General features: G+C 66.4%; 9 protein-coding genes and 1 pseudogene. 6 read left to right on the top strand and 4 right to left on the bottom strand.

The features are described 5' to 3' along the window. Positions 1-81: 81 nt before the first annotated feature. The 6 genes from ASC60_RS31955 to ASC60_RS31930 all read left to right on the top strand — a co-directional run bounded on the left by ASC60_RS31955 (position 82) and on the right by ASC60_RS31930 (position 5,552). Positions 82-681 carry a DUF6423 family protein gene (locus tag ASC60_RS31955; protein WP_107097225.1) on the top strand — a complete coding sequence of 200 codons (600 nt, stop codon included), beginning with the start codon at positions 82-84 and terminating at the stop codon, positions 679-681. Between the two features lie 65 nt (positions 682-746). Next, on the top strand, positions 747-1,994 hold the full coding sequence (locus ASC60_RS31950) for an MFS transporter (protein ID WP_055557115.1): 1,248 nt from the start codon (positions 747-749) through the stop codon (positions 1,992-1,994). A gap of 9 nt (positions 1,995-2,003) precedes the next feature. After that, positions 2,004-3,335, top strand: coding sequence for an NAD(P)-binding domain-containing protein (locus ASC60_RS38525; RefSeq protein ID WP_063787247.1), 1,332 nt, complete (start codon positions 2,004-2,006; stop codon positions 3,333-3,335). Next, positions 3,332-3,763, top strand: coding sequence for a DUF6187 family protein (locus tag ASC60_RS31940; RefSeq protein WP_055557111.1), 432 nt, complete (start codon positions 3,332-3,334; stop codon positions 3,761-3,763). The genes ASC60_RS38525 and ASC60_RS31940 overlap by 4 nt, the downstream gene beginning before the upstream one ends. Continuing rightward, positions 3,760-4,647 (top strand): JmjC domain-containing protein, encoded by an 888-nt coding sequence (locus ASC60_RS31935; protein WP_055557109.1) that lies wholly within the window; start codon positions 3,760-3,762, stop codon positions 4,645-4,647. Before ASC60_RS31940 ends, ASC60_RS31935 begins: the two co-directional genes overlap by 4 nt. Before the next feature lie 176 nt (positions 4,648-4,823). Beyond that, positions 4,824-5,552 (top strand): DUF6008 family protein, encoded by a 729-nt coding sequence (locus ASC60_RS31930; RefSeq protein WP_234357224.1) that lies wholly within the window; start codon positions 4,824-4,826, stop codon positions 5,550-5,552. 169 nt (positions 5,553-5,721) lie between these two features. Here the strand turns inward: ASC60_RS31930 and ASC60_RS31925 are convergent. The 4 genes and pseudogenes from ASC60_RS31925 to ASC60_RS31910 form a co-directional block, all read right to left on the bottom strand. After that, positions 5,722-6,132 (bottom strand): annotated as a pseudogene (locus ASC60_RS31925) (sugar ABC transporter ATP-binding protein); the annotation flags it as partial. A gap of 438 nt (positions 6,133-6,570) precedes the next feature. Next, positions 6,571-9,342, bottom strand: a complete 2,772-nt coding sequence (locus tag ASC60_RS31920) for an RNaseH domain-containing protein (protein ID WP_055557107.1) — start codon at positions 9,340-9,342, stop codon at positions 6,571-6,573. Then, positions 9,342-12,635 carry a hypothetical protein gene (locus ASC60_RS31915; RefSeq protein WP_055557105.1) on the bottom strand — a complete coding sequence of 1,098 codons (3,294 nt, stop codon included), beginning with the start codon at positions 12,633-12,635 and terminating at the stop codon, positions 9,342-9,344. Before ASC60_RS31915 ends, ASC60_RS31920 begins: the two co-directional genes overlap by 1 nt. After that, a complete protein-coding gene (locus ASC60_RS31910; protein ID WP_079038756.1) occupies positions 12,632-13,810 on the bottom strand; it encodes a hypothetical protein in 1,179 nt (392 codons plus the stop codon). Before ASC60_RS31910 ends, ASC60_RS31915 begins: the two co-directional genes overlap by 4 nt. Between the last annotated feature and the right edge of the window lie 32 nt (positions 13,811-13,842).

Raw genomic sequence — 13,842 nt, 5'->3', positions numbered from 1 at the left:
CGCGCATGCATCTGACACTCTTGACTCTCTGCTAGCTGACACAAGATGGCCCAGTCATCAACAGAAAAGCGGAGGAATCGAGTGACTACCGTCCACGAAAACCCGCTGCTTACAGGAGCGCTGAGGGCCAAGGACATCCAGATGGCGGCCACCGCCGACCTGGAACGGCATGTTCTGCTCATCAGCGGAGCGATCGATGTCAATACGCACGACATCGTCGTGACCTTCGAACTGCCGGAGCCCGGCAAGTGGCAGGTCGTCAAGAGCGAATCGAACCTGACCGACCTGCCCTGGCTCACTTGGCAGATGACCTGCGACGAACACACCCGCTTCTGTGCCGACAGCGACGCCGTGATCGTCTCACGCCAGTTCGCCAAGACCTTCATGAGTCCTGACCAGGACCGCATCACGTTCTACGACGGCGAAGTCCGCCCCGGCGAAGCGGTACTGAAGATGTTCACCATCGAAGCTGCCCGCCGAAGGACATCGGTGTCCCACTCACGGTTCGTGCCGCCGCCCAGCGATGTGCCCGGCGCGAGCCCGCAGCGACCTGAGCAGCCCACCCAGCCGCGACCGATCAAGCAGCAGTTGGAGGAGCAGATCCAGGCGATCGTCGAGAACGGAATGCCGCCGCGTCCCGCGATCGAGCTGTACATTCCGGTGACGTCGATCAAGGGCTGAGGGCTGGCGCTCTTTGGGGGCGGCACGTAAAAATGCCGCCCCCAAAGAGCTGATCGAGGACGTGAATGAAGACTGCTGAGCTCCACCGCTTCGTCGCCGCTCGAACCATTTCCATGCTCGGCGACCGCGCTGCCGAGACCGCGCTGCCGATCATCCTGCTGTTGGTCACCGACAGCCCCCTGGTAGCCAGCCTCGTCACCGCTTCCAACATTCTTCCCACCCTGCTCTTTTCCCTGCCGATCGGCCACCTCGTCGATACACGGGAACGCCGCAGGCTCATGATCACCGCAGATGTCTGGCGGGCGATTCTGGGGTTCGGTCTCGCGCTGGCGCTTCTTGCGCCTGAGCCATCGATCGTGCTGCTGGTGGGTATCACTTTCCTCATGGGCTGCGGCGATGTTCTCTTTTCCGTGTCCGCCCAGGCTTACCTGCCTGCCCTCGTACCTTCGACCCGGATCATGCGCGCCAATACCGCCATAGAGGCAGGAGACGCAGCGGCCACCCTCACTGGACCAGCACTCGCTGGCGTCCTGGTCTCCCGGTTTCCCAACCCTGTAGCACTGACGGTCAACGCCGGTTCCTTCGTCGTCTCAGCGGCTTTACTGACCCGGTTGCCCACAGCAGTCGCGGCTCGTGCCCACAACCAGAGAAGTGAAGCCGCACCCGCATCAAACCAGCGCGACGTGCTCGCGGGCTTCCGTCTCCTCGTTACGGAACGGGCTCAACGACTGCTACAACTCGCCTGCCTGTACATGCACCTATCCGCCGCGACCTGCGTCCTCCTCACCGTTGCCCTGTCTGTGCAGAAGCTGCACCTCTCGCCCCTCCGCGTAGGGCTGATTCTCTCCGCAGCGGGGGTGGGAGGGCTCCTCGTGACTTTGCTGGTCGTACGGTTTGTCGAGCACCTTCTCTGGGGGCCGCTCCTAGGGGTGGCGCTCTGCGGGCTAGCAGGTAGCTTCTTTTGGCTGGCCGCGGCACAAGGATTCTTCAGCGCCTTCTTCGCTGTGCTGTGCATGGACGCCTGTTCCGCCTTCGCGTTCATCACGGCTGGATCCGTACGCCAGGTGTTCACCCCCACCCTGCTTCTCGGACGACTCACCGCCGCCACTGGGCTGGTCAATGCGGCAGTACGCGCCATCGGCGTTCTGGGTAGCGGTGCCGTAGTGGCATGGCTAGGCGCCCGCATGACTGCCGCCGTCCTCGGCATCATCGGTCTGGTTTGCGCCGTACCGCTGCTGATGGCCCGCTCGGCGCGCCACCCCGTCGCAGGCGACCCGGCTCGAGTCCCGACCTCGCACGTTCCAGCAGAGTAGGAGGCACCCGTGCCTAGTACTTTTCTCCCTGCCCCGGAGATCCTCGACAGTCCACGAGGACGCCGGTTCACAGACGCTGCACCCCAGGCACTCACCATCCCAGGAACCCCACTGCCGGCTGAGGCTCCTGTAGTCATCATCGGCGGAGGCCTGGCAGCGCTCACTCTCGCTGCGCAGCTGTGGCACCACGACATTCGCGACTACCTCATCCTTGAGCGCGAACCGAAGCTCACTGGGCGCTTCTTCACACGGGTCGACAACGTCAGCCAACGTGTACTCCGCAGCCCATACGAACACCATCCCGGTGCCGAAGGCCACCGTGACTGCGAGATGCTGGATTTCGCCCGACTGCACTGGTCCTGGCTGACAGAAGTCGAACAACACGAGGTCCGCATGGCGCAGTCAGGGCAGCGAGGCGTCGCCCCCATCGACTTATTCGAGTCCTACTGTTCTCATGTCGCTGCCTCCCACGATGTGACCAAACGAGCGAGAAGCGCCGCAGTCCGTGAAGTAGTCAGGGCAGGCGACAGATGGCAAGTCGTCACCGACCGCGGAAGCGTACGCGCGAGCGCAGTGGTGTGGGCAGTGGGAGAACCCAGACGTCCGGCACCTGACACCTGGGACACGCACTCCCCGCGGGTGCGATTTTGGGATGAGCCGCAGGACCGCAACATCGATTCCCGCAACGCGACACACGCCGTCATTGGATCAGGTCTCAGCTCCGCTCACATCGTCCACGACCTGTGCACCCGCGGTCACCGCGTACGATGGATCTTCCGCGGCAAGGAGCACTACCAGTGCGCCGACGTGAATGCCGCCTTCTTCCGGCCCGAGGGCAGGGCCATGTTCAGCCAGCGGTCGTTGGAACACCGGGCCCGGATGCTCACCGCAGAGCGCCGACCCTCCATCATGTTCGAGTTCCGGCCGAGGCTGCAGGCCTGGGAAGAATCCGGACAGCTAAGCGTGCTCCGCGAGACCGAAGTCAGCGCGCTCAAGGACTGCGGTGCACACGTCGAGATCGCTATCGCTGACGGAGACACTGTGCAGGCCGACCGGGTCCATCTCGCTCTGGGGACCCAGATGCACTTCTCGCCAGGAGTCCGGGGCGCCCAGATCCGCATACACCGCGGACTCCCCCTTGTCTCCGACAGCACCATGGAACTGGCAGGGGCACCGGGCCTTTACGCGATCGGGGCACTGGCGTCGTGTGCGCTGGGGCCGGCGGCGCGCAACATCGATGGCCATCGAGTAGCCGCGGCCCGTATCACGGCCGCTCTGCAGTCAGCGTTGCCCAAGCCGGACAATCCCGTGGATCAGACACCTAGCGAGGCGAGCACGTGATCATCACCAACTACAGCGGAGCGGAATCAACCCTCGAACCCCAGCTGATCGTTCTTGGAACCGAGACCGAACGGATCCTCGCTGCCTTGGGCATGGCCTACCACAGCAGGGACGTCGCCCGAGTGATGGTCTCTACGGAATACGCTCAGCACATCGGCTCCTGGTCCTTTAGCTGGCACGAGGCGGTACGCCATGGCACCCGCGCCTGGGCGGCGCTGCGGCCTCGGTTCACCGCTGCTGGGCTGGAAGACGCCCGCCGCAACGGAGCTCCCAGGGAAAATCTCGCACGCTTCGGTCAGGCTATCGCCACCGAGCTCGGCTTGCCTGCCGATGATGCGCTGGTGGTGCTGCTAGCCGTGGCCATGATCCGCCGTGAAGAGTTCGACAGCTACACCCAAGAGGAGAACGCGAAGGGAGCACACCTGTGAGGTACCAGACGTCACCGCCGGAACTGGAGCTGTCCGACGCCTTCTACACCCGCCACTGGGAGCGCGGTCCGCTTCATGTGCGCGAAGCAGCCTCTGAGGGATTCAGCGAACTCTTCGACAGTTCCTCCTTCGAAGAGCTGCTGGCTTTCGGAGCGCTGCGCTCGGGGTTTGTGACCGTCATCTACCAAGGAAGGCCGGTGGCGGCCGAGTTGCTCTGCCATGAGCTCCAAGAAGTGGGCGGCATCGAACACGACGATCTCATCGATCCGCAGAAGCTGACTCCCTATCGTGATCAAGGGGGGACGGTCATCCTTGCCTCCCTCCACCTGTATTCCCGAAAAATAGCAGAATTTGCCGAGCGGCTGTCGAACTCCATGGGCTGCACGGTGGAAGCACACGCCTTCCACACCCCAGCTCATACCCACGGTCTGGCTCCCCATTTCGACGGTGAGCCCGGATTTCTCCTGCAACTGGAGGGAACTAAGCACTGGACCTTGCACCCGCCGCTCACCGATCCGCTTCCGATCCAAGGCAGCCATCCGCCGATTGGGTGGGAACCTGATGAGGCGCTGACTCAACGGTTCACCGTTGAGCCCGGAGATCTCCTCTATCTGCCGCGCGGCTGGATTCACTACGCGGATACGGCCGAGCAGCATTCTCTTCACGTGACGTTCCAAGCCCTGCCGAATTTGGAACGGGACGTGATTCTTGAGCGGATTGAGCGTGAGGTCGACGAGGCGGTACGCAGAGAGGACGTACTGCCAGTCGTACCCATGCGGGGACCGTCGTCGCTGGCCGCCCACGTGAGGGGGATAGCGGAGAAGCTGGCTGTGTGGGCCGACGAGCTGGATAGCCATGGCATTTCCGGTAGCCGGGTTTCCTGAGACTCCTGCTCCAACGGCACTGAAAGAGGGCGCAGAGGGTCGCCTTCGCCACGATGGCAGCGATGGTGACCCGGTGCCCCGCAACCCGAAGGGTGCACGGGTTAGGCCGCGGAAGAAGTGAGCATTATCAGAAACCCAAAGGAGTCCATTTGAATCATCCGCCTGGCATGCCAGAAATGCCCTCGATGGTGACCCCCGCGTCGTCTGTGGACACGATCGGCGCCCTGCTTCTTATCGCCTGGGCCATTGCGATGTGGTTTGCCGTCGCGGTCCTCGCATACGCCAACCGACGGCCAGCGCGGCCTTGGCTCTTCAAGACGTCCGTCGGTTTGATCGGGCTGGGAGTAATTGGTCAGGTCGGGCACTTCCAAGAGCACGTATCCCAGGCCGGTTACTGGATCGCGCATCCGAACTCACCGGCATGGATGACTCCGTGGGCCAACAGCCTGTCCCGGGGAATGGGCCAGATTGATACGACAAAGCCGTCACTCGGTATGGAGATCTTGCACCTCACCGGCAACTTCATCTTCCTTGCTGGCTTGGTGGGCATCATGCTGATCGCGAAGCGGGTGGCCGGGAACCTCAAGTCCCAGAAGTGGGCCAAGATGGGGGTCTGGATGCAAGGTATCCACGGTGTTGAACACATCGTGCTGACTGCGTCCGTCGCACTGGGTGCAAGCCGTGCCATTGGGCTGTCCACCTGGTTCGGCACAATCGACCCGGGACCGGCGCTGACCACTTACCGAGTATGGTGGCACTTCGTCGCAAACCTTATCGGCACTGCGATTCTCGCGCTATCGCTGTACCATCTTTGGCGTGAGAGGCAGATCGTCGTAGCCAGATATCAGAAGGACCAGCACGACAAGAAGGGGAAAAGGGAAGATTCACTTGCTCTCGCCGAGTAAACGTAGCTACAGTAAGCCCGCCAATACCGGGTAGAGCCAGTCCGATGGCGTTGCCGCAGGCCTTGCCGGGGAAGGCGTCGGCAAGAGGGGGTGTCCTGCAGTAGTCCCGCAGGACACCCCTTCAGCACTCGAGGTAACGCATCCAGCTGGTTGCCCGTTCAGCGATGGGTCAGCCGGAGAGGCGTTCACTGGTGGAGGTGGAGAGTACGTGGGTCTCGCCCGGCCGTGGCACGACGTGCAGGGTGGCGCCCTTCTCCGGCACTGAGCGGCCGTTGATGCGGACCACGAGGTCCTTGTGTTCGCCGCCGAGCTTGGCGCTGCCGTAGACGTAGCCGTCGGCTCCCAGTTCCTCGACGACGTTCACGGAGACCGCGAGACCTGCCGGGGCGTTGGCGGAGTCCTTGCTGAGCGAGGCCGCAGTGCCGCCGTTCGCCTCGATCACGTCGAAGTGCTCGGGCCGGACACCCACGGTGACCGTACGGTCGCCCTTGTCGGCCGCGGCGCCCAGCGCCTCCCGGTTCACCGGGACCACGCTGTTGCCGAACTTCACACCGCCGTCGGTGATCGGCACCTCGACCAGGAGATCGCCGCCCGCCACCCCGACCGCGCAGTCGCAACCACACAATTGGTCAACGATCTTCGCCACAAGGCTGTCGGAACAGACTTGGATGTCGACGCGCTGCCCTCACCACAGACCGACGCTGAGCCATCCGAGGAAGCTGAGTGAGACAGCGCCGAGAGGACACCCAGTACCAGCGCCACCGCGGTCGCGAGGAGCAGGGCGGACCCGGCCAGCTGCACGGTGATGCGACGCCGTGCAGCCTCGGCCTCGCCCTGCCTCGACCCGCAGCCGTGCTACCCGGCGGACGCGTTCGTGGCGGTGTGGCAGCAGACTTGCCCATACGGGCAGCACACCGTCTGGAACCGCCGCAGCTGATGCACCTTCCCGGCCCCATTGCCGTCTTCGTAGCCCTGCGACAGGGCTACGAAGACGGCAATGGGGGAGCCTTCCGGTGGGTCAGCCGGCGGTTTCGTCGGTGTCCCAGTCGATGGTGCGGCGGTATTCGGGGTGGTCTTTGTCCATCTGGATGGCGGCGTGGATGGGCAGGGGGTGGCGGGTGCGGTGTTCCCAGGCCAGGGCGTGGTTGCACAGCCGCGCGGTGGTCAGGGCGTAGGGGAGGGCGTCCTCGCTGTCGGGGTGCTGAATGACGGCGATCTCGGTGGCGGTGAGGTTGTACCAGGTCTCTGCCTGCTGCTCCTTGTCGTTACACGCCCAACGCCCCTGCATGCGACCGGACTTGGCAGATGGGGTCTTGCCGTCCATCTGCTGGGGCCGGCGGCTCATGACGAACGTGGTCTTGGTGCCGTCGAGCTGGAACAGTGCGTTGCTGGTCTTGTCCCCGTCACTGACGTTGCCGTCCTCGTCGATCTCGTGGAAGAGCGCGGGCAGGGGGATGCTCGGGTCGGCGCTGGAGGTGGTGCGGATGACCGCTTGCGGTCGGTGCTCGGGCGCGAGTGTGGCGCCGGGCAGTGCGGGCCTGCCATGGGCAAGGCAGTTGTCGTCGGGGTGCAGGTCGGCGTTCTTGTTCGCCAGCAGCGGCCAGACGGGCCGGGTGGAGTCACCGGAGACGTAGAGGACGTAGCCGCACTCGAGGTGCCGGCTCAATTCGTACAGGGCGTGGTCGATGCGGCGGGGCAGCATGTCGTCGCCTCGGCTGCCCTCGGGAATGGGGCGGCTGCGGGACAGGCTTTGGCCGCGGGCGTAGTTGAACCAGCCGCCGCTGCCGCTACGGCCGGCGGGCAGGTAGGCGAGGGCCTTCCAGTGTTCGCCGACCGGCACGAACGCGGTGAGGACCCACATGAGCTTGGGCTCCTCCGTACGGTTGACGTGCTTCTCGCCGAGCTGGGCGCGCATGTGCAGACCGAGGTGGGCGACGCGGTCCTTCAGACCGTTGCCGGTGGAGATGGTACGGGTCAGGCGCGGATGGACCATGCCGACGGAGCGCAGCATGTCGCCGATGGCGTTGTGCCCGGGGAAGTCCGCGGCAAGTTCCATGCCAAGGGCCTCCAGCGGGGATGCGGGCTCGCGCTCCTTCTTCTTCGAGCGCCGCTTTCTGGTTTCGGGGGTGAGGAACTGGGCGATCATCCCGTGCCGTGCGAGATGCCGGGAGACCTCAGGTTTGGCGTCCAGCACATAGGGGTCGACGGCGCCGTCCTCTTCGCGGCGGGCGGCGCGGCGCTGGCGGCCCCACTCCTTGGCGTCGTATTCGGTCTCGACCAGGGCCAGGACCCCGGTGTCCTTCGCTTCGAGCCCGGGCAGGGAGTCGGCGAGTGCACCGCGCAGGTCGTGGTGGTCGCCGTGGGACAGCAGCTGCGGGGCCCGGTGCAGCAACACCTCGGCGTGGCAGCCGAGCTGAACGACCTCGTCCTCGGGCATGCCGTCGGCGAGGTCGGGCCGGTTGAAGTGGTAGGCCAGCAGACGCTGCATGCGGGTGCGCATCTCCTGGTGTTCGTACAGGGCCAGGACGCGCAGCTTCGAACAGCCCGCGGCGGCCATGATGCCCCTGAGGTCGGTGTCGTCGAGCAGAGTGGCATCACGTCCGTGCTCGGTCTTGCGGGCGGCCACAGAGAGGACCTTGGCGACTTGGGTGCCGTGGACGAGGTCCTGGCCGGTGACGGTGGACAGGTGGTCGGCCAGGGCGGTGACGGTGTGCAGGCCGACGCCCTTGCCGATGGGGAACGACTTCGAGAAGGGGATGAGCGCTCGGAAGTTGCCGGGCTCGCCGGACAGGTCCAGGGCGCCCACGGGCAGGAACTCGGTGTCCTCGGGGGCGCGGGGGAAGACGGGCTCGTCCATCAGCCGCACCCACGCATCTAGTGCCAGACGGCTGGTGTGCTCGAGGTGCGTGTACTTGCCCTTGCCGCCCAAGTTCACACAGAGCAGCGGCCGGCTGGGGGAGCGCGGCGCCCACCAGGCGGTGCGGGCGCCGTTGATCTGGTTGCTCAGCCGGGAGACGCGGGGCGTCATGACCACCAGCGGCACGGGCAGCGAGTGTAGCGACTTCATCGCTACTTCCACCCGCAATGCGGCGTAGTGCCGCCGGATCTTCCACTCCTCCGGCTCTGGGGGCTCCTCAGCTGTGCTCTTGAGGCTGTCGTTCTTCTTGTCCTTGGCGGTGCGGACGTCGAGCCAGTTGTTCGACCACAGGTGCTCGGTGTCCCAGACCATGACGTTGTTGGCGGTGTCCGGGCGCAGCGGGACGGTGCGGCCATCGACCCTCAAGTCGGTCTTGGCAACCAGGGAGGCGAGGTTCCAGCCGGCTGCGTCCCACGCCCAGCCGTCCGCGTCCACGGCATGCGGTCCGAAGCGGACGTGGTCCCAGATGGCTACCTGTTCGGGCTCCACGGAGGCGAACAGGTCGGCCAGCGGGCTGCTGTAGGCGAGGGAGATCTCGTCCGACGGCGTCTGGAGCAGGGCCTGCTCCCACAGGGCCACCGCGGCGCGCAGCTGCGCTGTTGGCGGTCTCCTGGACAGGGCGAGGAACTCCGGCGGGTTCTTCTTGCTGGTGGGGGACAGGGAGGCGCTGGTGGCGCCGCTGGCGCGCAGCACCATCAGCAGCCCGGCATAGGGCAAGTTCGCCCGTGATCCCGTCTTTCCGCGGTAGATGGCGCGCAGCTTGTTCCACTCGTGCTCGATCTTTTCGGGAAGCCGGTACAGCCACGCGGTGCCCATCAGCGTGCTGGTCAACGGCGCGGCCAGCATGGACATGCGGGTGTCATTCGACGGCATCACTGGGGTCCTTGGGTATCCAGGGTCGGGGCGGGGATGAGGGTGACGGGGCCTGGCAGCAGGTCCTCGCTGTGGGCGAGGTCGAGCCAGGCGGTGAGGGTGGAGCCGTAGATGCGGCGCAGGATGTCCTGCTCGTCCGTGTCCAGCTGGCTGTAGTAGGAGCGCAGCAGCCGGGGGAAGTCGCAGCCCAGCTGCTGGTTGAAGAAGGCGTGGTCGACCAGGTAGAGCTCAACCGGGGTGCCGCCGCGGCGCGCGCGCCCGGCCAGCTGGATGAGCTCGACAAGAATGCCCGCCAGAACCTCGGTCTTGAGGAACTTCGGCATGCGGGAGAACCGCGGGTCGGTGCGCAGCAGCAGCTCCCGGTGGCGGATGGCGGCGGTGCGCTGTGAGGCGAGTATGCCGGCGGGATCTGCACTGAGGGTGCCGGCGGCGATGCCGCAGGCGTTGATGCTCGCGTACATGACGGCAGGCTCGTGCAGGTGTGTGAGGGGGCGCACCCCTACCCACACCGAGGCGAGCGCCGAGCGGTCGGTGTGGGGGATGAGGATGTTCAGGCCGCGGGAGACCACCGACAGCGGTGCGCAGATCACCTTCACCCGGGGGTGGGTGGCGGGCAGATCTTCGAGTTCGTCGATGGTCACCCGCACCACGCCCTCGGGCAGGTTCACGGCCGCTTTGGAGGGGGTTCGGGTGTTGCTGACGAGGACCGCGACCCACTCGGGGCGGCCGCGCGCGGCCGCGATCCCGGCAGCCATCACCTCCGCATGGAAATAGGAATTCCCGGCCAGCAGCGCCAGCTCCCGCAGCGGGTCGTCGCGGGCGACCTTCTCCAGATGCGACGACATCTGGGTGTGCCAGAGCCGCTCGGCGAGCTTGCGCAGCTCGGAGGGTTTGCGCTTTTCCTCCACACCGCCGATCGAGATGGGCTGCCAGCCGATATCCGTGGAGGACACGTGCCCGGCATGGGCGGTGACCGCGCCGGGGGCAGCGTCGGTCATCACATAGGCGGGCAGAGTGTGCACATGCTGCAGAGCAGCCTTGGGGAAGAACGCGGTAGCGGACAGGCCCAAGACGCTGCGCCGTACCCCGGCGGTCGCCAGTGCGACGGTGTCGCCCAGCCGGACGGTGGAGGTGTGCGGATCGCCGCCCAGGGACTGCAGCGACAGCCATCCGGACCCGCCGGCGTTCTTGTCGAGCTTGAATCCGTACAAGTTCTGCCCGAGCGGCCCGTAGGGGATCGGCTCATCGCGGGGGATCAGCCCCATCGTGGAGACCAGGTCGGTGGCCGCGTTCAGCTGCCCGAGCAGCGGCAGGACGGACCACTTCAGGGCGTGCAGCTCGTTGTGGAGTGCGCCGAGCCAGGCCCGCACGAGGAGATCGTTGACCAGTGCGGCGCGCCGGGAGGCGGGCACGTTGAAGGGAGCGCCAGCCAGGACGCGGGCGATGGAGTCCTTGAAGACTGCGAGCTTTCTGCTGCGGTGGGTTCCTTGGACCTTGCCGGCCAGGGCCTGGCGGATCTGATCGGCGAGCGGATGCCAGTCCTGCGGCAACTCGGCGCTGGTCCGCTCACCAGGGAAAAGGGCCAGGTACGCCTGGTGGACTCCGTCGGTGATCTCGGCATCCGCACAGGCCCCGGTCAGGGCACGGCATAGCTCGGCGTCCTTCTTGCCCACCATGTACCAGCCGGACCCGGGACGGTTGTGGCGTTCTTGTTCGGACTTCAGATACAGATGCCCGGTCAGGACGTTGTCCAGGAAGGTCTCACTCAGCCGACGTGCCTCCATCAGCGGGCCTGTCACCAGCAGGTTCTCCAGTGCCGACAGACCACCTCGGTGCCGGTCGACCTCTTCCAGCCGTCCCGCCCGGCCGCGGCCGCGGCTGATGAGGGTGAACTCCTGTGCGCCGTTGGTGCACCAGGTGGACTGGAAGGCGTCGACCTCATCAATGATCACGACGCGGCAGCGGCGCAGCACGAACTCCAGCACGCTCATGTCGTCGACGATCCGCTCGCCGTCCACCTCGACGGGCACCTTGCAGCGCCCGCGGATCAGGTTGTGATGGTTGGTGACGATGATGTCGGCCTCGGCGGCCCGCCGGATGTGTTCGAAGCGCCCGCAGATCCCCATACGCGGGCACAGGTGCTTCCCACCGCTTTTGGGCTCGGCGGGACCGTTGACCCACTCCAACTGGGTGCAGGGGAGCTTGGCACGGTCCAGCCGTGGACCGTCCACCTGCCAGCCGGTCATCTCGCAGCCGCCCGCGAACCGCTCGAACCGGTCCTCACGACCCTGGGCGAACGCGAGCTCCGCCTGGTCGTCGTGGCGTGAGGACGCCACCCAAGGCACTACCCGCAGCGGCTCGGCTGCCCGCTCGGCGGCGTCCTGCACAGCCGCGCATGTCTCCTCTACCAGAGCGTTGTCCGCGGCCAACTGCTCGGCAGTCCCCAGTCCTTCACGGATGCGGCCCACCACCACCAGGACCGGACCCTGGCCGCTCGCCGCCAACAGGCGCGCCGCATCCCGCATCAGCACGCTCTTGCCCACCCCGGTGGGCGCATTCAGCAGCGCCATCGCCCCGGCGGGCAGCCGCAGCTCTGCCGCCGTGCGGCCGTAGGCGTCGGTGAGCTGCTCGAAGAACCCCTGGAGCAGACCGGGCTTCCACCCGAACTTCTCCGGCTGAGCCCTTGCCTGGCCCACCACGTGGTCCATCACCGCCTCGCGCGGCAATACCACCTCCTTGAGGAACGGCTCGGTGCGCAGCCGGACCGGGGAAACGAACGATCCCTTCTCGCTGGCGGGAATCCCCACCGTGTACAGCCGGTCGCGGCCGAAGGACCACAGGCCCTCGCCGGCCGTCGGCCGCGCCCTCTGAAGCATGGCCCGGTAGCCCTCGGACTCCTGAACGAGATGCTCGGCCAGGGCCAGAGGCTCTTGTGCGTGGCAGGCCACCAGCCAGCGGGCGTCGTCCGGGTTCGAATGCTCCGGAATCCGAAACAGCGCCGTGGGCGCCACCGCGTACTCCAAGGCCGCCTCGCGGAACGTCTCCGGCTGCGCCAGGTCCCCCGCCTGCTTGATCGCCTGCCACAACCGCCCCACCAGCTCGTACTCGGCGCGCGGCAGGGACAGCCACGCCCCCCACACATCGGTGCGCCGCGCGGCGAGCATCTGCGCGAAATCCAGTGGCACACCGCGCCGACCGTCGAGGGTGCCGAACGCGAAGTACTGCTCGGACAGGGCGAGGTACGCCGCGATGGCACAGCGCTGCAACGCCTCACGGACATCACCGGTCTTCATGACTCACCCCGGCACCAGCGACGAACCTCGCCGACAATGTCTTCGTCGGTCATCACTTCAAGGTCCGGCCGCCCCGCAAGGCAGGATTCCAGCAGCGGAAGGTCGGACCGCTGCCGATGGGGGACCACGATCGTCAGCGGCACCGCTCCGCCCAGCACGGGACGCTCGAGCAACGCATCGGCCAGGGCTGTGAAGGACCGCCACGCCTTGGCATCCACCCGCCACTGTTTGGCCACCAACGGGTCGGCGGCCGTGATGCGCAGGTCGTAGCGGTCACCGTCCGGGTACATGAAGATGTCAAGCCCGGGGATGCCTGTTAACGCGTCCCGGATCGCGAACTCCATACGCCCCGGCAGAGTCAGATACCGCCACACCGTCCGGGAGACCGCCAGATAGTCACCGGCAGCCGGGAAGCCCTTCACCCGATCGGCCGACCAGCCACCGCCCTCCAGAGCCGGGGGCCCACTGCCGCGCCGTACCTGGCGGCAGGTGTACTGCACCCCCTCCAGGAGATGAGCGTCGCACGACACAACGAAAACACCACCGCCGGCGGACTGAGCACGCATCGGCCAGGCGCAGGCAGGGCACGGGAAGCACCAGCCCGCCACGTTGCACCACGGCCAGGACGAGACCGGCTCGAAGAACCCGAACCGCCCCCACAAGCCACCCCACTTCTCCCACAGCACGTCTTGCTCCGCCACCGGATCACTCGCCAGCAACTCGCGCACCTTCGCGTAGTCCTCCGGCGGAAGGCGCCGGATCTCCGCGTACAGCTGCTGCTCCTCCTGCTCGGCGCGCAAGCGCGCCCAGGGCCAGTACTCCATCAACGCCTGCTGCGGCACGAGATGTTCGCGGCCCAGGTCCTCCACCGCATCGCACAGCAGGCCGTCCTGGTCCAGCAGCCTCATCTCGCCGAGCGGGTCACCGTACTCGCCGTCGGCGGGCAGGAGGGGCGCGAGCCCGAGGCGCAGACCGCGCCGCAGCGCGCCCATGTCCAAGGCGGCGGCTGCACCGGCGCGGTGTGTCGAGCGCAGGACCCCGAGGCAGTCGATGAGCCGGGCGGCTCGCTGGCCCGGATCGCCTGTGCGATCCGCTTCCGCTACGGCGGCAGCGCAGCAGGCGGTGAGCGCCAGGTCACGGCGCCATCGGGGAGTGTTCCGCTCCGCGAGTCCCATAACGGGTAAATAAGCCAAAAAGGTAACGAATG

The sequence above is a fragment of the Streptomyces sp. NBRC 110028 genome, from assembly GCF_001417735.1.
Lineage (GTDB): Bacteria > Actinomycetota > Actinomycetes > Streptomycetales > Streptomycetaceae > Streptomyces.
This window is presented reverse-complemented; position numbering and strand designations above follow the sequence as displayed.

Coding starts and splice junctions, on each gene's coding strand:
- ASC60_RS31910 (WP_079038756.1), bottom strand. CDS start 13,810: ATGGGACTCGCGGAGCGGAACACTCCCCGATGGCGCCGTGACCTGGCG.
- ASC60_RS31920 (WP_055557107.1), bottom strand. CDS start 9,342: ATGCCGTCGAATGACACCCGCATGTCCATGCTGGCCGCGCCGTTGACC.
- ASC60_RS31950 (WP_055557115.1), top strand. CDS start 747: ATGAAGACTGCTGAGCTCCACCGCTTCGTCGCCGCTCGAACCATTTCC.
- ASC60_RS31915 (WP_055557105.1), bottom strand. CDS start 12,635: ATGAAGACCGGTGATGTCCGTGAGGCGTTGCAGCGCTGTGCCATCGCG.
- ASC60_RS31930 (WP_234357224.1), top strand. CDS start 4,824: ATGCCCTCGATGGTGACCCCCGCGTCGTCTGTGGACACGATCGGCGCC.